Consider the following 19,862-nt stretch of genomic DNA (forward strand, 5'->3'; position numbering starts at 1 on the left):
GTACTTTACTGCTACATTCACTACGGCTATAGTTAGTTACAAAATTGAAAAGAAACATCAAAATAGACTGTTGCCTTTGTTGGATACAATCTTGCTACAAAAGTTAGTCTTCCTTAAGTGAATCAACGATTAACTAACTAAAAAATATCTGTCAACTTGAGCATTTTTAACATTAGAGTTTCCTTAACTTTCTGATCAATGAGTTAGCTGTCTCTAGTTGCTTGCACCTCCCAAGACAACAAACCATTTTGTGATATTTGCTTCAAAGACCTTACTACTCTCCCTGCTGCTGTTTTGGGACTCCATTAAACTCTCGTTGAATGAATTCTACATTTATCCGTTACCTGAAAACGTAACAGAGCCTACAGATGAGGGAGATGAGGGAGATGGGGGAGATGAGGGAGATGAGGGAGATGGGGGAGATGGGGGAGATGGGGGGATGAGGGGATGATTAAGTTGGGAGATCGAATAAAACTGTGGTCATATAATTTTCTGCCCAAGCTGGGCCAAAGGCTTTTTCTAGTACGCGGCGGGTTTTATCGTTTTGCTGCTGTTTGGTGCAATAGTTGTGTTGTCCAGCGATATTTTGGGTGACTTGTTCAACTGAAACGGGACGTGAGGCGATCGCTTGGGTGCAATGAATGTCTAAAAATTCTCGCACCCGCGAGAGAAACATTGCTTCTTCTTCTGGGGAACTAGGGCGTACAAAGATACAAAAATCCGAAAAGATATTTCCCCATTCAGGTAATTCACGGGGTTGGGAAAAGTTAATTACTGTTAGCTGTGTCAGTGCAGAAGTATAAGATTCTGGTAAGGTGCGCTCTACTTGAATTGGAGAAAGGTCTGCGATCGCAGCACTAATTTGACCTCTACCCCCAACTAAATCGCAACCAAACATCGGCAGGTTGTATTCTGGACGGGGAAACATGACGCAGTGCAAAATATCCAGCATATTGCCGATTTTTGCCAGTTCCAAGTGCATTTTCCGAAACTGGGGCGTTTGATAGCAACGGTTTTCAATTGTCAGTTTTTCGCCTTCTAATCTACCTTCCACATACCCCAACTCATTAGGTAAATGGTAGGGGGATAAATCCAGGTGGTGATGCCAAGCTGCCTCAATACAATCAGCTAGCTGACGAATTAGGGGATGTTGTTGCTCACGCAGCGAGGGCATAGAAGTAAATGACATAGGCTAGTTGGGAATGCGATCTAATGGCCAGTCTACAACCAGTCGTGCCATACCTGTTGTGGTCTGCAATATAAGCAAACACTTGACATTGGTCATTGGTCATTGGTCATTGGTCATTAGTCATTGGTCATTAACTTTGGACAAGGGACTATTGCCAGAAATCTGTGACATCGTATCCTAATTCTCCTAGCATCTGCCGCAGTAGGGGTAAACTGAGTCCAATTACATTGCTGTGACAGCCTGCAATTTTTTCTACGAAGAAACTACCAAAACCCTCAATGGCAAAGGCACCGGCACACTTGAGGGGTTCACCTGTGGCAACATAAGCTTCGATGGCGCGATCGCTCATTTGAGCAAAGTAAACTCTTGTAACTTGAGACTTGACTAAAGTACGATTTTGGTCATGGTCAATTAAGGCATGACCTGTGTACAAATCACCAAAGTTACCTTGCATTATCTGCCAACGAGCGATCGCTTTAGAGGTATCTGCTGGTTTGCCGTAAATTTCACCATTCATGGACAAAACGGAATCACAACCCATAATCAAAGCTGATTCAAATTGTGGAGCTACAGTTTCCGCCTTGTACTGGGCAAGAGTTTTGACCAATTCTGCTGGTTCACTTAATTCAATTTGCGACTCATCAAAGTCACTAGGTCGAACTATCGGTTCAATACCAACAGTTTGCAGCAAGCGGCGTCGGGCTGGGGAAGCTGAAGCAAGTACAAAAGGTGGAATTTTCATGATATTTTTGACAAATTTGTTAATTGGGCATTGGGCATTGGGCATTATCTTTATTTTTGATATTTCGTGTTCCCTATTCCCTACTCCCGATTCCCCAATTAATAAACAGAAAAAGAATTAACAACCTCATCAATCATCCGTTTAACTTTCTGCCAGCGTTTTTCAGGAATTGAGGCGTTGAGGGTAAAAAGTTTACCACGACTCACAGCAACACTGGCGATGTTGTGACGTTCCTGTTGATTGGGGAGTTTAACCTGATACTCCAAAAGGTAGTATGTTTTACCGTCTACTTCTCGCTGCGCGGCATTGACTAATTCAGCCGAACGACCAGAGTCAGGAGGCGCGAGAGCTGCTTTTCCTAATTTGTATCCTACTTCTGTTGGGGTTCCTAATTCTGATAAGGTTTTGCCTTCTGGAACTGGGCTAATTACAACCGAAACGTTTTCAGAAACCTCAATCAAATCGTGGAAAACCACATCTGGCCCATTAGCAACTTTAACTGGCAGCCAACCGTTAGGATATAAAAACTGATAGCCATCACTAGTGTCTACAAAGCTTTTGAGTCCAGACGCAGCTGCCACATCAGAATTACTCAGACTGAAGCTCAACACCAATAGCAAAATTAATACAATTCGTTTCCACATTTCTACAGATTCCTTTGGGCTGGAGATAACACAAGGCTTGCATCATTTCTCGTCTTTATTCTCCCACCAAGCGGGACGCTTCGGATAATGCATTAGATGATGAAGTATAAATGCTTATGTTCCCTAACGCCTAATTATAAAAAAGAGAGGCAGATAATTCTACCTCTCCTATACAGGAATAGACAAATTAATTGAACTATCCCATGATTAATTCCAACTAACTAGACTTAGTATTTGTTAGGTTTGTGAACAAGGAAGCTAAGAATTTGGCACTGCTTGATGTTGTCAAAACCTACAACACGGATATAGCTGGTGTTGAATTGAGAACGGCATCCTTGAACTTCGCTCAATACTTCTTGAGTAGATCTAGCATTAAACAAAGGCAACTTCCACAGTGTCCAATATAATTCTGTTGGCTCAGAAGTTTCGTTAAATTCAATCGCTGGAATGTAACCTTGATTCAAAATGTACTGGATCTGCTTGGCAATTTGAGCGTCAGACAGAGGAGGAAGATAAGAAAGGGTTTCGTAACGACGCTCTTTTGGTAAAGTTTGCATAGCTTTTGATAATGGGTTGCGATTTTTACTACTGGGTTGACCGAACTAACTGGATAAGTTATCCAAATTCTGATCTGAAATTGCTTGCTGTTCTGGTTGGAGACTGGGGTTAGATGTGTCTATTTGTGTGATGCGTTCTAAATGCTGGCGACGCTGTTCCATGTTGGCTTGCTGAATGCCAGTGTGAACCATTTCCGGTAAAAATTCCATAACTTCTTGGGCAATGTGTTCTCTGACAGTCATGATTCGCAATGCCAAATCTGGCTTTTCTCGAAACAGTTGCTCAATGTATGACTCACCATCCTGAATTTTGCCAGCAGAAAAGTTATGCAGCCAAAGTTCTAATGGAGGATTAGTTTCGCCCAGCTGTGCCAATACTGTCCTTAGAGCCTGATAAGTCAGATAGCTTTGGAGAGTTTTGGCTGTGTCCTTCGCAATTTGCTTAAGATTCATGCTTGACCCCAGCCGTCAATAGTTATGAGTTATGAGTTATGAGTTATGAGTTATGAATTAATGCAAATCCTAACTCTTAACAGACGCGATGAATCGCGTCTCTACACTCTTGTACAGACGCGATTCATCGCGTCTCTACTTCTTAACTCCTAACTTTTGATCAGACGGTATCCATTGCTTCAAACTCGAACTTGATTTCTTTCCATAGTTCGCAAGCAACAGCCAGTTCAGGAGACCACTTGGCAGCTTCGCGGATGATATCGTTACCTTCACGAGCCAAGTTGCGACCTTCGTTACGTGCTTGAATAACGGCTTCCAAGGCGACGCGGTTAGCGGTTGCACCAGGAGCGTTACCCCAAGGGTGTCCTAGAGTACCACCACCGAATTGTAGTACGGAGTCATCACCAAAGATTTCTACTAGCGCAGGCATGTGCCATACGTGGATACCACCAGAAGCAACTGCCATTACGCCAGGTAGAGAAGCCCAGTCTTGGGTAAAGTAAATACCACGAGACTTATCTTGCTCAATGTAGTTTTCACGCAACAGGTCAACGAAGCCCATTGTGATGCCGCGTTCACCTTCCAACTTACCAACTACTGTACCGGTGTGGATGTGATCGCCACCAGACAAACGTAGGGCTTTAGCCAATACACGGAAGTGGATACCGTGGTTTTTTTGACGGTCAATTACAGCGTGCATAGCACGGTGAATGTGCAGCAAGATACCGTTGTCGCGGCACCAACGAGCCAATGTAGTGTTGGCGGTGAAACCTGCGGTCAGGTAGTCATGCATGATGATGGGCTGCTTGAGTTCTTTAGCATACTCAGCCCGTTGCAACATTTGCTCACAAGTTGGGGCGGTGACGTTCAGGTAGTGACCTTTGATTTCACCGGTTTCAGCTTGAGCTTTCGCAATAGCTTCAGAAACGAACAAGAAGCGATCGCGCCATCTTTGGAATGGTGCAGAGTTGATGTTTTCGTCGTCTTTGGTGAAGTCCAAACCACCGCGCAAGCACTCGTATACAGCGCGTCCGTAGTTCTTCGCGGAAAGACCCAATTTGGGCTTAATGGTACAACCTAGTAAAGGACGACCGTATTTGTTTAACTTGTCGCGCTCAACTTGGATACCGTGAGGAGGCCCTTGGAAGGTCTTGATGTAAGCTACTGGAAAGCGGATGTCTTCTAGACGCAATGCCCGCAGAGCTTTGAAACCAAATACGTTACCGACAATTGAGGTCAATACGTTGGTTACAGAACCTTCTTCAAACAAGTCTAAAGGATAGGCAACGTAGGCAATATATTGGTTGTCTTCGCCGGGAACTGGTTCGATGTCATAGCAACGACCTTTGTAGCGATCGAGGTCGGTGAGCAAATCTGTCCACACAGTTGTCCAGGTACCTGTGGAAGATTCAGCCGCTACAGCCGCACCTGCTTCTTCGGGAGGAACACCAGGCTGAGGTGTCATACGGAACGCAGCTAGAAGATCGGTATCTTTTGGTGTGTAATCTGGTGTGTAATAAGTTAATCTGTAATCTTGAACCCCGGCTTTATACCCAGATTTGCTCTGAGTCTTCGTTTGAGCGTAAGACATAATTTTATCCTTCCCTGAAATCACTCTTGTTAATCATCAAACCACGTTTTGTGCAACTTCCTCTCAACCTGCTCTTGCCCCCCTTGAGCGAAGGGAAGATCGGGAAAAATTTTTGTTAGGAGTTTTCTTTGGCAGAGGTTAGCAGTTTTTTTGCGGCGGACACTTTGGTAGCGGTGGTAGCCCTCCTCACCAGTGTTCTCCCCTTCTAGGAGTACACGACCTAGCGCTTCTACTGTTCCCTCTTGCTAAAAATCAAAATTCTTTTTTACCTCTTCTTCGCACCCGACTAAACCTTCTCAATTTCACCAAAACTTCCGCGTTTTGCGGTCAGCATTTAGATAATTCCCCCATAAACTGGGATACTCAGGGGATTGGGCTGGCTGGCACACATTCCCGCCTTTACACTCCCTATATCTTGACCCTTGATGGAAAAGATACCAGAAAAGAATTTACTTGACAGAGATTTAGCAAAGTGATGAACCAAAGATAAAAGAATTACACACCACGTAATTTGTAACTTGTTTCACAATATATCAAGAATTCGATAAGTTATTCTTTGAAAGTTTTTAACTTATCTATTTAATTTTGTTATTACATAAAGATTTAAACATTTTGTTACAAATGCTTTACAAAGTGTCATCAATAGTATTTGGGGACTGGGGACTGGGGACTGGGGACTGGGGACTGGGGACTGGGGACTGGGAAATAAATATTTAGGAATACTTTCTTATTACCCAATACCCAATACCCAATACCCAATACCCAATACCCAATACCCAATACCCAATCCCCAATACCCAATCCCCAATCCCCAATACCCAATACCCAATCCCCAATCCCCAATCCCCAATGCCCAATCCCCAATCCCCAATGTTTAAAAAATCCCAGCTAGGGGAACACTGGAATTAACCCAAAACCAGTTTAGATAACGGCTATGGGTACTGTCTCCAAAGGGAATGTCACCGTGATATTGTTTTGCAAGCGTACTAGTTTATTGATTACTTCTATCCTGCTGGGGTTGATAGCTTTACCAAGTATGGGATGGGCACAAAAAACCCCTGACGTTAATTCATCTGATGTAGCCCCCGCTTACCCACCTTCTGCACCGCCTCCGCGAGTGGAACCCTTACCCGATGAGCGAGGAGTGCAAGAACATTCACCAGAAACAGATTATCGTGTCGGTAACTTACTGCAAGATATTACAGGTAATCTTTGGGTAGGTTCTTGGCGCGGACTATCGCGGATTGATCCTAAAACTGGCAAGATTATTTCTCGTGTTAGCTTACCAAACGTTGCTATTGGTGCTTTAGCCCAAGATAAAGTAGGACGTTTGTGGGTGGGAAGTTATGAAGGATTAATCCGAGTAGACCCCCACACTAGCGAAATCACCGCGCAGAATTTATTTTTGCCTTCTAAACGCGTGTTGTCACTGTTACTTGATAAGCGGGGTTATTTGTGGACTGGAACTGATAGCGGTTTAGCTCTAATTAGTCCCGACCAAGGCTTGATTATGACAACATTAAAAAATCTGCCTGGTGTCAGCGCCAACGCCCTGACTTTAGATGCTGAAGGTCAATTGTGGGTTGGTACCCTTGACGGATTGGTGCGGGTAAATACTGCTAGTGCTGCGATTATGAAGCGGATAACCGATTTACCAGGGACGACTGTACAAGCTTTGGCCATTAGTCCAGAAGGATTAATTTGGGCGGGAATGCCAAATAATTTACTAGTTATTAACCCAAAAACTGGCGCAGTGTTGCGGTCTGTAACTCGCTTACGTGGGCGTGACGTGAAAGCGGTACGTTTTGCTAAAGATGGTAGTGTCTGGGTTGGTACTAGTAATGGTTTGTTACGATTAAATCCAAATACAGGAGCTGTGTTAGACGCAGAAGTTGCTGGACTTCCTTCTAGTCGGGTTCTTACCCTTGCACCTGACATCGCTAATAAATTATGGATAGGCACTAGTGAAGGTCTAGCTTGGTTAATGCCCAAAACGAACAGTGCAAAACCCCATATTGCTTTCAGTCGCGCTGTTAAATGAAAAGTTAGGAGTTAGGAGTTAGAAGTTATAAGTTAAAGAATTTTTTAAATTCAAAACTCCTCACTCCTCACTCTTAACTCCTAACTCCTAACTCCTAACTCCCCACCTAGAAAAATGGCAATCACTACCCAGCAATTAATTCAATGGAAACAACAAGGACGTTCAATTGTGGCGTTGACCGCCTGGGATTATGCGATCGCTCAACTCCTCGATGCAGCTGGTGTAGACTTAATCCTTGTGGGTGACTCTATGGCAGTAGTTCTAGGGTATGAAACAACATTGCCCATAACTTTGGATGAAATCATATATCACGCCAAATCTGTGCGCCGTGGGGTGAAACGGGCATTAGTAGTTGTAGATTTACCATTTTTGACGTATCAAGAAAGTCTCCAACAAGCGATGCACTCAGCTGGGCGGGTGCTGAAGGAAACGGGCGCTCAAGCGGTAAAGTTAGAAGGTGGCTATCCAGCAATGGCCGAAACTGTGGCTCGTCTAGTACAAGCTGGAATTCCAGTTATGGGTCATGTGGGTTTGACACCGCAATCAATACATCAACTGGGTTTGCGACAACAAGGAAAGACGCAAGAAGCCAGTGAGAGAATTTTACAAGAAGCGATCGCTCTCGAACAAGCGGGTGTATTTTCCCTCGTGTTAGAGCATATACCCGCAGATTTGGCAATGCAGATTTCCCAAAAATTGAGTATTCCCACAATTGGTATCGGTGCGGGAATTCACTGCGATGGACAAGTTTTAGTTACCTCAGATGTCCTTGGACTGGCAGAAAAGCATCCACCATTCGCCAAAGTTTACACGAATTTGCGCGAGACGATTACCAAAGCTGTGCAAGATTATGCCGCAGAAGTGCGAGAGCGCAAGTTTCCTTGACTTCATCATTAACTATGGCTGAAACTGAAGCAACAAATTTCTTAAGAGTTCTACTTCAACAAGATGCAGAGCAAGTACAAACTTGGTTGAGAATGGTTTGGGCAGAGCAACAGCAAGTACCAGAAAAATTTAACTGGCTTGGTTTGGCTGAAGTCTCTACTTTCAGAGCGCAAGAATTAGCCAATGAAGAATCTAATGAATCTCATTCAGAAAGCCTTGCTTGGGTAGAGATAGCAACTTCAGTTTACGAATTTTTAGCTGAAAATAATCCTAGTTTTTCTGAGCGATATCTAGATTCTTTAATGGGATTAAGAGCTTACATGATCCTAAAATTTGGTGCTATTCCAGAAAATCCAGTTCTCGATATATATCTGATTATTAATTGGTTTTTCGATAATTTACATATTTCCTACCAAGAAGCATTAATTAAAGCAGCAGACTGGAGAGAAGCTTTAGCAGCCAAGAATCCAGAAGAAACTCAAAAAAAGTTTGATAGCGAACTGGAAGATTTCAGAAAACTAAGGTTGATTAAGAATCGTTTATCAATCATTAAATATTTATCTAAGAGTAAAGATTTTCTTCTGAACGAGGAACTCAATATTTGGATTTCACTTTGAGAGAAATTGCCCTGAGTCATACTGATTAAGTATTTTTAAATCCTTTAATGTAGTACCGCAACCTAAATCATTAAATCAACAATAACTACTAAAGAAAAGTTAAATAAAGGGCTAATCGAGAACATAAAAAACCCCGACTTGATAGCCGAGGTAGATGGGAGAAGTCCAAATGTCGATGGGATATTGCAATACCGAAGTCTGTTTTTCTTATCTAACACCCAATGCAACCAAAACTAGATAGGTAATAGACAAGGTGCAATTTTAGCTATGCAGCTTACTTTGGGGCTTTGCTAAGTTATGTAAATAAATATAACAATAATCTTACAAATAGTCAACTAGACTTGACAAACAAAAACTGATAGCTTTCATAAGAAATACTTATCAAAGCAGTACATCGGCAAATGAAACAGGTTACTGGGTAAGATAGTGGGATGAAAACGAGAACCGATCTTTTGGGGAGTAGAAAAACTAAGGAATTAGCTGCACAATTCAGGGTAGGTGGAATTAAGCCAGAGATTTGAGAAGCTAGCTACTAGATCACCAAAGTCTTTACAATTCCCTTGTTGACTCAAAAAGTATTTCTCGACCTATGACGAATCAAGCTCCTATCCCAGTTATTGTCAACGGTGCTGCTGGTAAAATGGGCCGTGAGGTAATTAAGGCGGTGGCGCAAGCGCCTGACTTAAATCTAGTGGGTGCAATTGACCACAGTTTGGAACATCAAGATAAAGACGCTGGAGAATTGGCAGGTTTAAGCGAACCCCTAGAAGTGCCAATTACCAATCAATTAGAACCGATGTTGGGATATGTGGCTGGTGACAGACAGTCTCCTCCAGGGGTGATTGTAGACTTTACCCATCCCGATTCAGTTTATGACAATATTCGCAGTGCGATCGCTTACGGTATTCGTCCTGTAGTTGGCACCACTGGGTTAAGTCCAAAACAAATTCAAGACTTGGCAGACTTTGCCGACAAAGCTAGCACTGGTTGTCTAATTATTCCTAATTTTTCCATTGGCATGGTGTTATTGCAACAAGCTGCGATCGCAGCCTCGAAATATTTTGACCATGTGGAAATTATCGAACTGCATCACAACCAAAAAGCTGATGCACCGAGTGGTACTGCCATTCAAACGGCACAATTATTAGGAGAATTGGGTAAAACTTTTAACCCTGCTCTTGTAGAAGAAACGGAGAAGTTACCAGGAGCGAGGGGTAGTATAGCAGAAGAAGGAATTAGAATTCATAGCGTCCGCTTGCCAGGATTGATTGCCCACCAAGAAGTTATTTTTGGCGCAGCAGGACAGATTTATACTTTACGACATGATACGAGCGATCGCGCTTGTTATATGCCAGGTGTGCTACTAGCGATTCGCAAAGTCTTAGCGCTAAAGTCGTTAGTATATGGATTAGAAAAAATACTTTAAACACACTCTCAGCACTCATGTTAGTACCACTGACTCGCCAGAAATTTGAACAAGTTGTCCCCCTAATTGCCACTGGTTTGCAGTACAAGTACTACTGGGGAAAATTCTCAAATTTTTTGCAACGGCTGTTAATTTCTGTAGTTGCCGTAGTTGTCATTTTACTTGTAACAGTCGTTTTCAAGCTTGAGTTTGCTTCAATAGTATTTGTGCTAGGGGTAGTTAGCGCTTTTTTTTGGCTGTGGTATCCAGTGTTTCAAGCAAGTATGCGGAATTTGCAATGCCGCCGTTATAAATACGGCGGCTTTTTCCGTGGTCGAGTCCTAGATTGGTGGATTACAGACCAGTTAGTAGGTAAACAAGAAACAGTCAACAACAAAGGCGAATTGGTGATTGTAGAAAATCGGGAAAAACAGATAAATTTAGAGATCGGTGATGACACAGGATTTACTATTGAATTTGTAGCACCATTACGTCCTGCTCACAAAATTATTACTCGTGGTCAAATTGCAGAAATGGTAGTAATGTCAAATCGCTCAGATTTGAGCAGTATTGAAGAATTTAGCGATATATACTTTCCTAATCGTGACCTATGGGTTAGCGATTATCCTTATCTGCGGCGGGATTTCTTTAACGAAATCGGTCGCCGCTTGCGTGAAGACCAAGAACAAAAGCCGCGTCGGCGGCGTCGCAGAGTAGAAGATTGATTCAAAAAGACGCAAGGTACAGACCTACATTAATTACGAGCCTGACCTGTACCTCTTGCCTTCTTGCTAACGAGAACATCCAACTTTGATGAGTTTCCCTTGCAAACGATAATTTACTGTCCCACAAATAAAACCTGCCGACTTAGGTTCTACATAAGACTGCGTTGGCGGATTTTGTTTATCTAGTCGCGATTTCCAATCTCCAGATATTTTGTCTAGAGTAGGATACTTTCTTAAAAACTGTGAGTCTGCAACAATATCATGAGGCCCCTTAACATTTATTTTAGAACTATTGATATAGATATTATAATCATAAATAACATTTCTGTTTTTAGTATTGATATTAATATCCTTCCCAGGAAAAGCATAGAGAATGTTATTTAAAATTCTGACATCAGATGAAGTATGAGCAAATATTTGCCCACCTTTAATTTCTGGACTCTGATTATTTAAAACAGCTGTATTATTTACAATATCAACATGATCGCTTAAAAATGCATGAATACCCGATCCACCATTATTAAATGCAAGATTATTTTTAACTAAGGTACGTCCTTTATATGCACCTAATTTGGAGTCGTTGTCATTTCTTGTACTATCGATAATAATGCCATTACCGTCTGTAATCTTTCCAACTGCAATCCAAGGGATGTACATACGGTTGTTATAAGTCTTGTTGTTGGTAACAAACATCTTGTATCCCCGGTTGTTGTCAAAATTCCAATTGCTTAACATTGAAATTCCACTGCAACCATAAACACTGTACCAAGCATTATTGAACACCACGTTATTATCTACTGTCACATAATCCGATTGAATCACTGAAATACCTGCTCCTCCACAGTCATGCACTTTGTTGTTTAGAATACGGATATGATGAACATGACCACTAGTTCGTCCGTCAACGTTAATACAGTTTCCACTTGTCAGCGGGTTTAGTTTGTTAGTTTTCTCACTCATCGCATAATCAAGGGTTATGTTGGCATTGTTTCCTATGACCTCCAGCCCATTGATCTCGATATATGAAGCTCCACTTGAAATTAGGATAGCATTCCATGTGTTATGCCGAATTTTTGGGAAATGTCCAGGATATGCTTTATATCTAATCCAGGCATTTGCAGTTCCAGAACGTTTAATATTTACTACACTCCCATCTTTGGGTGAATTTGTGTATACTCCGTTCATAATCAAGACTGTATCGCCAGGGTTGGTAAGGTCTGCGGCCCTTTGAATTCTTCTAAAGGCTGATGAAGTCGAGAGTCCGCTATTTTTGTCGCTTCCATTACCACTAACATAGTATGTTTTCGGTGTTGAATTAGTGCTGATTAGCTCGCGACTGGATAAGCTCATTGCCTTGTTAGGAGATACCTGACGGACGGTTTCACCTAAAAATACTTTTATCCTTTCTGCGTTAACCAAAAGAACTAATACTACAGGAATTGCCAGATATGCGCTTAAACTGAAACCTCGAATTCCCACAAGAAAAGGCTCCTTTCTTGGCACTACTTAATAAAAATATCAGGATATTCAGTAATTTTGAATACTCTTTTGGATACAAAATAGAATAGAGTCAACTTTCCTAGCTCCCTCGATTTCCATCTTGTCCATAGGCTTGCCAAGCCAAGTCTACCAATCCATCAACGATCGCAGCTGCTACAACTGCATTACCTTTGCGACTGTCAATTGTAATATGAGGTACTAGAGAGTCTTGTAAGCGCTCCTTGGCTTCATCAACATTTGCAAATCCCACTGGAGTCGCAATTATTAAAGCAGGTCTAATTTCCTCAGCCTCAATTAAATCCACCAGTGCTGTCAATGCCGTTTGCGCTTGACCCACCACAAAAATACCCTCTGGATAACGCTTTGCTAAAGTTTCTATTCCCCATGCTGCGCGAGTTTTTTCTTTTTGGGGACGTGTTAGAGCTTCCATACTGCAATACAGCGGATTAGCAAAGGTGTTTTGAATATCATAGGCAATACCTACTTGTACCATCGGCACATCGACCACAATCGTGGTACGTGCGGCTAGTGCTGCTGCTCCAGCTTGCAAGGCACGCTCAGAGAAACGAATCAAAGACTTATACTCAAAGTCAGCCGTGGCATAGATTACCCGACGCACAATCTCATACTCTGCGGGTGAAAAGACATGATTGCCAATTTCACTATCAATGATTGCTAAACTTTGAGCATCAGTTACGTGCCATTCCATTTTTGTTGAGCTTCTCAAATATTAGCTTTCAGCTTATCAGCTTCAGAGAGTTAAGAGTTAGGAGTTAGGAGTTATAAGTTAATTAAACTACTCACTCCTAACTACTCACTCATAACTCATTACTGGAAGAAGACCGACTGAAAATAGGAGATAGGTAGGCAACTAAGACGCCAATGAGAAACCCGGAGATATTGCGAGTTAGAGGTACCCAGTCACTTGTACGTGTCACCACTGGCCCAATGCCAAAGGCAATAAACAAGATTCCCCACAAAGGTGAGAAAATTAAAGCCCATTGCCAAGCGAAAACTTGTCCTTTATCGCGGGGTTGAGCGGCAAATCCACAAATCACCCCACCAATCACTGAGCTAATCAAGGTGAGAATCCACTGCTCTCGTGGTAGTCCGGGGACAACATTGCAACCCCCCTTAAGTAAACAGCCTTTAACTGATTCTAAGGCTTGCAGAATGGCTTGATCTTCGCCTTGTTCGCGGACAAAGTACAAATTACCGAAGCGGGTTTGCAATTCTATCCAGAAAGTCCGGGGTAAAAGTTCATAAACAGCATCGCCGACACTAAAGCTGAGGATGTTACCGCCACGAGAATCCGCAACTAGTAAAATGCTTTTGTCATCCAAACCCCAATATTTGATAACTGCGCGACCTGGGGTGCGGTCATACTGGGTCAATACTCGCAGTTTCCAACCCGTATCGGCTTCAAACTGCTCTAAATCTTTGACCAGCTTTTCTTCTTGCAGCACAGGCAGAGATTTAGCTAAGTCTACAACAGGGGTAAAAATTTCAGGGAGTAACTCAGGATTGTCATAAGCCAGTGCTGGGGGAGAATGCATGACCCAAATCGACCCAGCCAGAAAAAATATTGCAATGGATATCAGAATTCGTCGCCAAAAACAAGATTGCATGGACGTTTTTATAGAAATATCAACGGTAGAGTGAACAAGTTGTTTTAAAAGACTACTGTAAAAATGATAGTTCTTTACACTTGTTTACTTTACTCTAATCTAGGGGATCAAAGCAAAAGGTTTTTGGGGAGTGGAGAATAGATTCTTCTTATATACAGGTCAAGCAGTATATGCTACCCGTGGTCAAGCTAAATTTGATGACGAAAACCTATTTGAATAATGTATTTATTCGATACAAATCATTGTAGTGCCATCATTTTAGGCGAACCAAAGGTCAATCTTCGTCATCAAAATTGTTTTCCCAGCTAGCAGTGTCGTTATAACCGTCATTAACTCGGTATACCTCTGCTTTGCTCCGACGATTTTCTTGCCTGGGCCCTTCTCGTTCTCGCAACGTTAGGGGTGGTTTTTCATTGCTTGGCAAGCGATCGCCTGGTCGCCTTGCAGGTTTTTGGCGCGTGAAGTTTCTCCACGCAGCTTTCACGCCAACAACAATAGTACGTGTACCTACTTGCAGATTTTGAGCCTGTTTTCTGGCACTATCAAGACTTTGATCGACTTGTTTCACAACTTGACTAGCACTTTTTACACCTTCACTGACATCATCAGTTAAGTCTGTGATTTCTAAGCCAGTCACGCGGATAGCTTCTAGAGTGGGTGGTAACTCCCGTGATAGAGTATCAAATAGCTTTTCTGCACTGCGAGCCGCGCGTGCTAACTCCTGCAAAGCCGGTATTGCCACCACTAAAACCGCAGTCAAGCTTGTGGCGACTAAAAGTAAGGAAAGTCCCAACCAAAACAGGGGTTCAATCACGATTGTGTCATTTATGAGCGTTCTAATTGCTGGGGAAGCGAATCTGAGTCTTCAGCAAATGTTTGTCGCTTCAAGACTTGGTTTTCCTGCTGACTGGCATCTACACCTGCTGCGATCGCTTCCCGTAATCTATCTAAAGTCTCATCCCAATTTCGTAGGGCGCTAGCAGAGAGACGATCTGCCTGGATTTGCACACTTGTTGATAAATCTTCTGCCAATTCTGGGATAGCATTAGCAGATTTTTTCAAAATTTTACGCGTTTCGCGCCCTGTGCGTGGAGCCACGAGCAAACCAGTCAAAGCACCGATGGTAGCTCCCAGCATCAAACCGCCAATAAATACTCCAGAACGGTTATTAGACATCTTATTGTTTCTCTCCTTACACCCATTTTAGGTGGGTTTTCTCCCCTTGTAAGACTCCACCGATTTTATTCAGTTAATCTATCGTGACAAAATATCAGCCATAAATGTTGCTTTTATTCATTAATTAATATAAAAATCATTAATTACTTATAATTCAAAATTCTTCACGTCTCCCAAAGTTTTAATATCTCCGGTAAGCCCTCTAGCGGGCATCTCTTTGTATTAATACATCCCCCGTAGTTCCGTACCCTTCTCCGAATGGAGATGCTGCATCAACGGCGCTAGCCCCCGCATCCTACGGAAGCAAGCTATATGATCTCCAGGTCAGCCCTAATTATAAATGTTCATGTGAACCTGACATAACTTATTTTGCAACTGTTCTTTTCCCAGATATTAACTCTAGCTTCGGAAAATAACGCTGCCAGATTTGCCGTCCCAGCAAAAGTAGACTGATAATTTGCCGCACTTGTTGAATTTGTATTTGTAGCGCTTGATTTCTCTGCCGTAAGTTATAAATATTCTGCTGGCTGAGATAAATATTTTCGGGTGCTTTGTTCAGTGCTGCATGGGTACAACTTTCATAGGCGGTTAACCTATCTGCGATGTATGCTAGCTGCTGCTTTAGTTTACACACCCGCCAAGCCACATAGAGTAGTATCACCGAAATGAGGGTGTTAACTAGGATAACTAAAATTATCATTGTTGATCTTCACCAATATTAGCTTTGACGAATTGTTCTATATACTTGATTTGGCTCTGATTTAATGATGAAGAAACTAGAGGATAAAAATCATGGCACAAAGTACAGCCTAGATTATAGTAATAAAGTATTGAAAGGCTTTACTAGGTGAAAATTAGTGTAACAAAGACTGATGGTTAAAAAATCGCCAATTTGCCAATTTTGTAACAACGATATATCCACACATCCCCAAACCACAGCTACAATTGCCTTAGATTCACGACTCGGTTTGCGAAATCAACCCGTATGCTCAATAAGCGCCATCATGACTACATTCCACTCCTGAAGCTGATAATCCTAGTCAATTTGCGACCTTTGTGGTATACAAGCATAATGGCATAGTCCCTTCAAAAGGCGGTGAGAGAACTACACCCTTGGAGACTCCGCAGCATCGCTTTTATTCTTGTGCTTCTACCTCTCCAGTTTTCCAGCCTGTCGCGTGAAGTTAACTAATATTTTGCCTCTAAAAACCTCACTAGTACAACACGGCGTAAATAAACCACCTATTCTAAATCAATGAAACGCTTACGCTGTATTCGTTTTGAATTTTGAATTTTGAATTCCGCCTTGCAGTACTAGTGGTTCATCAACCAGAAAGTGCTGGGTGTGAACTGGGGAAAGTGGGAAAGGGAAGAGTCTATATAATTCCTCTTGACTTAGCCTTTACCCTTTTATCAGCCAAGGGCTTCTGCATCTCACCTTAACCTGAAGACTTTTCCCTAGTATTTCACTAATACTTGAATAATAATGATTATTTTTCTTACACATCCAGTAGGAGTTGAGGATGTCAAAAAAATCACCATTGAATAATTTTTTTCCAGCTATTCTTGTTGCATTGACAATTGGATTTGCTGGATGTGGAAATCAAGCTGCAAGAACTGCATTTACTCAGACTACCGCCCAGGTAAATGAGAACCTCCCCCAAGTTGTAGCAACTACAAGTGTATTGTGTGACTTAACCCGACAGGTTGCCGGGAATACAGTTAACCTCACCTGCTTAATTTCTCCTACTGCTGACCCGCAATTTTATAGACCAAAACCGGAAGATCGCAAAGCCATTGAGCGAGCTAATCTTATTCTTTATACTGGTTACAATTTTGAACCAAATCTGATTAAGTTAATTAAAGCTACTAAAAACTCTGCACCAAAAATAGCTGTTGGTCAACTGGCAGTGCCTAAGCCACAAAAATTTCAGATAGGTGATAAGAGTGTAACTAATCCTCATCTTTGGCACAATACCAAAAATACTATCAGAATGGTGGAGATAATTAATAGTAATCTGAGAAAATTAGAATCTAATGATGCAGAGGCTTATACCAGCAATACTAAAAAAATCACGAATGAACTCACTCAACTAGATAGCTGGATTAAGTCAAGAATTGCCAGTATTCCTACCAAAGAACGCAAGTTAGTTACAACCTCTGATGCACTGAGTTATTACGCCAAAGCATACGGTCTTTCATTGGCAGGAGGATTGCAAGGTATTAATACTAACGAAAAACTGACAGCCGAACGAGTCAAAAATTTGGCTATTTACATTAAACGGGCTAAAGTATCAACAATTTTTGCTGAGGTGGAAATTAATCCTAATTTGATTCAATCTGTAGCCACAGAAGCCGATGTAAAAATTTCTAAAAGGAAACTTTATGCTGAAGGACTTGGCGAACCAGGAAGCGACGGTGAAACTTATCAAAAAATGATGATTGCCAATACACGCACAATTGTAGAAGGACTAGGAGGGACGTATTTGATGTTTGAAGCGAAAGCTGATAGATAGCTATAATATCAATTCAGTAATCCTAAAAACCAGATTTTTTGAGATTCCAGAAAACTTGGTTTATTAGTCTATATTTTTGAAGACATAACTGATGTAGGGAAGATGGGTAAAAGAGATTGTGTTCTTCAAATTTAATCAGGTGTCCACCATACCAATGCTTTACTTTGTATCTCTTTGATAAACCCATCTTTCCCATCCATATATCCGATAATATCGTGAGGATACTGCTTCGCTAGCTGATGTTTTAATTCACTATATTTATGTGCATCTTCGGGATGTGCAATCATGTAGTCCCGAAACGCTAAATGTCGTTTTACTTCCGATGATCTGGCCGTGAAGGTGTGGATATAATGCGTTCTTGTACCTATTTTATTCTTTTTAAGAAAGAAGCGACGACCTGGTATGCCAAACTCGCCCATTACTTCATAGCCTAACGCTTCCATACCTAAACTACAATCATCTACTTTGGCAATATTTTCAACTTCAACCAGCAAATCAATAATGGGTTTCGCGTAGATATGTGGAATTGCTGTGCTGCCAATATGGTGAATAGCAACTACATTTTCACCTAGTATAAGCGCAACATGCTTTGATTCACCGTCAAATTTGCTGCGCCATATCGAATCATGCGGTACTACTTCTACTTTCATCAAGATTTAGCAAAAATATTTTTGAAGTGGAAACGTATATGCGTAAGACATCAGACATCGCTTCACTTACCATTGAATCCAAAATCTAACCTCAAGTAGCAGGAGCGCCTTTAATGTACTTAGTATATCAGTACTCAGCGAAGCAGCAACTCTCCTTGTGGAGTCACTGCGGTCTTTTAACTCAACACTTTCACTTTAGCTAGCTAATTTATATAGTTTAGCTAGCTTTAGCAGGGGGCAGGGGATTAGGTGTTACACGAGCGCTTCAGTTCTTTGAACAGCAACCGACAACCGTAGGCGGCTGTTTGGGAGATCACCAAATTACCAAATCCCTTTTTAACTTGGTTTTGTTTCACACCGGGGGCGATATCCTCGGCGGACATCGAGGCGGTTAAACTCATCTGCATAGTTTGGAGTGTGCGGTTAAGAGTTGCCTCTAACTGTGGTTGCAGATCCTTTGACACCATTGGAATTAGATTTTGGATTAGCGATCGCTGAAATTCTTGAAGTGCTTTTTGCTGAAGTCGAGCAACCGCTTTTTTCTTCCACAAGTCTGGATTGTCCTGGAATTGAGCTTTTCTGGTATCGTAGAAGTTACCCAATTTCTCGCCAATCTCATTTTTGGGACGGGCGTGGGCTGGGGCAATCATGTCTAAAACCCACAGATATAATTGTGTTCTACACAACTTAGAACCGGCTCCGGTGTTCATGGTTTCCTTATCCCCGGAACTGAACTCCTCTTTCGCCATTCCCAGCCGCCGTTTAAATCGACCGAGGGATTCAAACTTGGTAATCGGGTAAATTTGGCTAAGAAGCAATGCTTGGGGACGCGCACCAATACCAAATTTTTGAAAAACCTGGGTGTAGGCTGCAAACTGTGGCTGCTTCAAAGAAGAGAGGATTTCAGTATTAATTTCCTGTTCCCAGTCGTTTAAATCACATAACAGGTTAGATAAGTGACGGGTAAAAGCAGAAATTTCAACCCCGTAGGTTTTGGCAATTGAGCGGTTGTAAAGTCGCTCATAGTAATTGGTGTTTCTGGTTAAGTTGCGGGCGCGTTCGGCTAACCATGCCCACATTGGTAGCATTGCCACAGTAGCTAAAGCAAGAGGTAAAGGATACTCACATAATTACCTCAAACAGATTTTTAATCAGCTAGTAGAATGCAGAGTTATCCAGATTGTTAAACAGTATTCGTGGAAGATATTTAAGTTGCTTGTGCGACCCCTGTCATGGTTGAAGCCACCGAGAAAACGCACAGAAAAAAACTTCCAAAACCATAATTTTAGTGACGATTCAGACCCCTCAAATGATATATCTGCCGTGACGGTTGATCTACAGCAGCAGCATTCTAATTCTGATATCAACTTAGAGACTCTGGCAGAAGCGGGTATACATTATGACTCTTCTGAAAAAGAGGTTCTTGAGCGTCCAACTAATGAGATTAACCCTGTTTTGTCACTCTGGCAGTAGTATAATAACGTAAAAACGCTAGAACCAAGACACAGAGTATGGTACAGCCCCGTCCAGCCGCACCAACAGT

At 42.0% G+C, this 19,862-nt stretch carries 23 protein-coding genes; 8 read left to right on the forward strand and 15 right to left on the reverse strand.

Going from position 1 to position 19,862, the window contains the following annotated elements:
- The first annotated feature begins 250 nt into the window (after positions 1 to 250).
- Complete coding sequence (locus V7K67_RS03040; protein ID WP_335165196.1) at positions 251 to 451, forward strand: hypothetical protein; 201 nt, start codon at positions 251 to 253, stop codon at positions 449 to 451.
- Here the strand turns inward: V7K67_RS03040 and V7K67_RS03045 are convergent, their stop codons facing one another.
- From V7K67_RS03045 to V7K67_RS03075, 7 genes are all read right to left on the reverse strand, one after another.
- Entirely contained in the window at positions 452 to 1,189 is a 738-nt protein-coding gene (locus tag V7K67_RS03045; RefSeq protein ID WP_334728938.1) for a phycocyanobilin:ferredoxin oxidoreductase, read from the reverse strand. It lies immediately after the preceding gene.
- Positions 1,190 to 1,337: 148 nt separating this feature from the next.
- Positions 1,338 to 1,931 carry a Maf family protein gene (locus V7K67_RS03050; RefSeq protein ID WP_334728939.1) on the reverse strand — a complete coding sequence of 198 codons (594 nt, stop codon included), beginning with the start codon at positions 1,929 to 1,931 and terminating at the stop codon, positions 1,338 to 1,340.
- Between the two features lie 98 nt (positions 1,932 to 2,029).
- Positions 2,030 to 2,575: a photosystem II reaction center PsbP gene (psbP, locus tag V7K67_RS03055; protein ID WP_334711574.1), complete on the reverse strand. Its 546-nt coding sequence runs from the start codon at positions 2,573 to 2,575 to the stop codon at positions 2,030 to 2,032.
- 227 nt (positions 2,576 to 2,802) lie between these two features.
- The gene (locus tag V7K67_RS03060) at positions 2,803 to 3,132 is read right to left on the reverse strand and encodes a ribulose bisphosphate carboxylase small subunit (protein WP_334711575.1); all 330 of its coding nucleotides are present in this window, start codon (positions 3,130 to 3,132) and stop codon (positions 2,803 to 2,805) included.
- 45 nt (positions 3,133 to 3,177) lie between these two features.
- Entirely contained in the window at positions 3,178 to 3,585 is a 408-nt protein-coding gene (gene rcbX / locus V7K67_RS03065) for a RuBisCO chaperone RbcX (RefSeq protein ID WP_334728940.1), read from the reverse strand.
- Between the two features lie 160 nt (positions 3,586 to 3,745).
- On the reverse strand, positions 3,746 to 5,176 hold the full coding sequence (locus V7K67_RS03070) for a form I ribulose bisphosphate carboxylase large subunit (protein ID WP_179063824.1): 1,431 nt from the start codon (positions 5,174 to 5,176) through the stop codon (positions 3,746 to 3,748).
- 730 nt (positions 5,177 to 5,906) lie between these two features.
- The gene (locus V7K67_RS03075; protein WP_335165199.1) at positions 5,907 to 6,047 is read right to left on the reverse strand and encodes a hypothetical protein; all 141 of its coding nucleotides are present in this window, start codon (positions 6,045 to 6,047) and stop codon (positions 5,907 to 5,909) included.
- 63 nt (positions 6,048 to 6,110) lie between these two features.
- On the opposite strand from V7K67_RS03075, the gene V7K67_RS03080 reads away from it, so the two are divergent.
- From V7K67_RS03080 to V7K67_RS03100, 5 genes are all read left to right on the forward strand, one after another.
- The gene (locus V7K67_RS03080) at positions 6,111 to 7,217 is read left to right on the forward strand and encodes a ligand-binding sensor domain-containing protein (RefSeq protein WP_334728942.1); all 1,107 of its coding nucleotides are present in this window, start codon (positions 6,111 to 6,113) and stop codon (positions 7,215 to 7,217) included.
- Positions 7,218 to 7,331: 114 nt separating this feature from the next.
- A complete protein-coding gene (gene panB / locus V7K67_RS03085; RefSeq protein WP_334697897.1) occupies positions 7,332 to 8,102 on the forward strand; it encodes a 3-methyl-2-oxobutanoate hydroxymethyltransferase in 771 nt (256 codons plus the stop codon).
- A 14-nt stretch (positions 8,103 to 8,116) separates the two neighbouring features.
- The gene (locus V7K67_RS03090; RefSeq protein ID WP_335165201.1) at positions 8,117 to 8,719 is read left to right on the forward strand and encodes a hypothetical protein; all 603 of its coding nucleotides are present in this window, start codon (positions 8,117 to 8,119) and stop codon (positions 8,717 to 8,719) included.
- A 589-nt stretch (positions 8,720 to 9,308) separates the two neighbouring features.
- Entirely contained in the window at positions 9,309 to 10,145 is an 837-nt protein-coding gene (gene dapB, locus V7K67_RS03095) for a 4-hydroxy-tetrahydrodipicolinate reductase (RefSeq protein WP_334729831.1), read from the forward strand.
- 17 nt (positions 10,146 to 10,162) lie between these two features.
- A complete protein-coding gene (locus V7K67_RS03100; protein WP_334711582.1) occupies positions 10,163 to 10,849 on the forward strand; it encodes a phosphate ABC transporter permease in 687 nt (228 codons plus the stop codon).
- 66 nt (positions 10,850 to 10,915) lie between these two features.
- Here V7K67_RS03100 and V7K67_RS03105 read toward each other — a convergent pair whose 3' ends face one another.
- The 6 genes from V7K67_RS03105 to V7K67_RS03130 all read right to left on the reverse strand — a co-directional run bounded on the left by V7K67_RS03105 (position 10,916) and on the right by V7K67_RS03130 (position 15,853).
- Positions 10,916 to 12,328, reverse strand: a complete 1,413-nt coding sequence (locus V7K67_RS03105; protein ID WP_334729830.1) for a right-handed parallel beta-helix repeat-containing protein — start codon at positions 12,326 to 12,328, stop codon at positions 10,916 to 10,918.
- A 100-nt stretch (positions 12,329 to 12,428) separates the two neighbouring features.
- Positions 12,429 to 13,058 (reverse strand): precorrin-8X methylmutase, encoded by a 630-nt coding sequence (locus V7K67_RS03110; protein ID WP_334729829.1) that lies wholly within the window; start codon positions 13,056 to 13,058, stop codon positions 12,429 to 12,431.
- Between the two features lie 109 nt (positions 13,059 to 13,167).
- The gene (locus tag V7K67_RS03115; RefSeq protein ID WP_334711585.1) at positions 13,168 to 13,905 is read right to left on the reverse strand and encodes a TPM domain-containing protein; all 738 of its coding nucleotides are present in this window, start codon (positions 13,903 to 13,905) and stop codon (positions 13,168 to 13,170) included.
- A 346-nt stretch (positions 13,906 to 14,251) separates the two neighbouring features.
- Positions 14,252 to 14,791 carry a DUF948 domain-containing protein gene (locus tag V7K67_RS03120; RefSeq protein ID WP_334729828.1) on the reverse strand — a complete coding sequence of 180 codons (540 nt, stop codon included), beginning with the start codon at positions 14,789 to 14,791 and terminating at the stop codon, positions 14,252 to 14,254.
- Positions 14,792 to 14,802: 11 nt separating this feature from the next.
- Positions 14,803 to 15,153 (reverse strand): YtxH domain-containing protein, encoded by a 351-nt coding sequence (locus V7K67_RS03125; RefSeq protein ID WP_179063835.1) that lies wholly within the window; start codon positions 15,151 to 15,153, stop codon positions 14,803 to 14,805.
- A 364-nt stretch (positions 15,154 to 15,517) separates the two neighbouring features.
- A complete protein-coding gene (locus V7K67_RS03130) occupies positions 15,518 to 15,853 on the reverse strand; it encodes a hypothetical protein (protein ID WP_334711587.1) in 336 nt (111 codons plus the stop codon).
- Between the two features lie 823 nt (positions 15,854 to 16,676).
- Here V7K67_RS03130 and V7K67_RS03135 point away from each other — a divergent pair.
- Positions 16,677 to 17,669, forward strand: a complete 993-nt coding sequence (locus V7K67_RS03135; RefSeq protein ID WP_334729827.1) for a metal ABC transporter solute-binding protein, Zn/Mn family — start codon at positions 16,677 to 16,679, stop codon at positions 17,667 to 17,669.
- Positions 17,670 to 17,800: 131 nt separating this feature from the next.
- Here V7K67_RS03135 and V7K67_RS03140 read toward each other — a convergent pair whose 3' ends face one another.
- The gene (locus tag V7K67_RS03140) at positions 17,801 to 18,319 is read right to left on the reverse strand and encodes a GrpB family protein (protein ID WP_335165205.1); all 519 of its coding nucleotides are present in this window, start codon (positions 18,317 to 18,319) and stop codon (positions 17,801 to 17,803) included.
- Positions 18,320 to 18,564: 245 nt separating this feature from the next.
- Entirely contained in the window at positions 18,565 to 19,407 is an 843-nt protein-coding gene (locus V7K67_RS03145; RefSeq protein WP_335165207.1) for an IS110 family transposase, read from the reverse strand.
- A 130-nt stretch (positions 19,408 to 19,537) separates the two neighbouring features.
- Between V7K67_RS03145 and V7K67_RS03150 the strand changes: the two genes are divergently transcribed.
- Positions 19,538 to 19,792 (forward strand): hypothetical protein, encoded by a 255-nt coding sequence (locus V7K67_RS03150; protein ID WP_335165209.1) that lies wholly within the window; start codon positions 19,538 to 19,540, stop codon positions 19,790 to 19,792.
- Positions 19,793 to 19,862: the final 70 nt, after the last annotated feature.

It is taken from the genome of Nostoc sp. (assembly GCF_036917155.1).
Lineage (GTDB): Bacteria > Cyanobacteriota > Cyanobacteriia > Cyanobacteriales > Nostocaceae > Nostoc.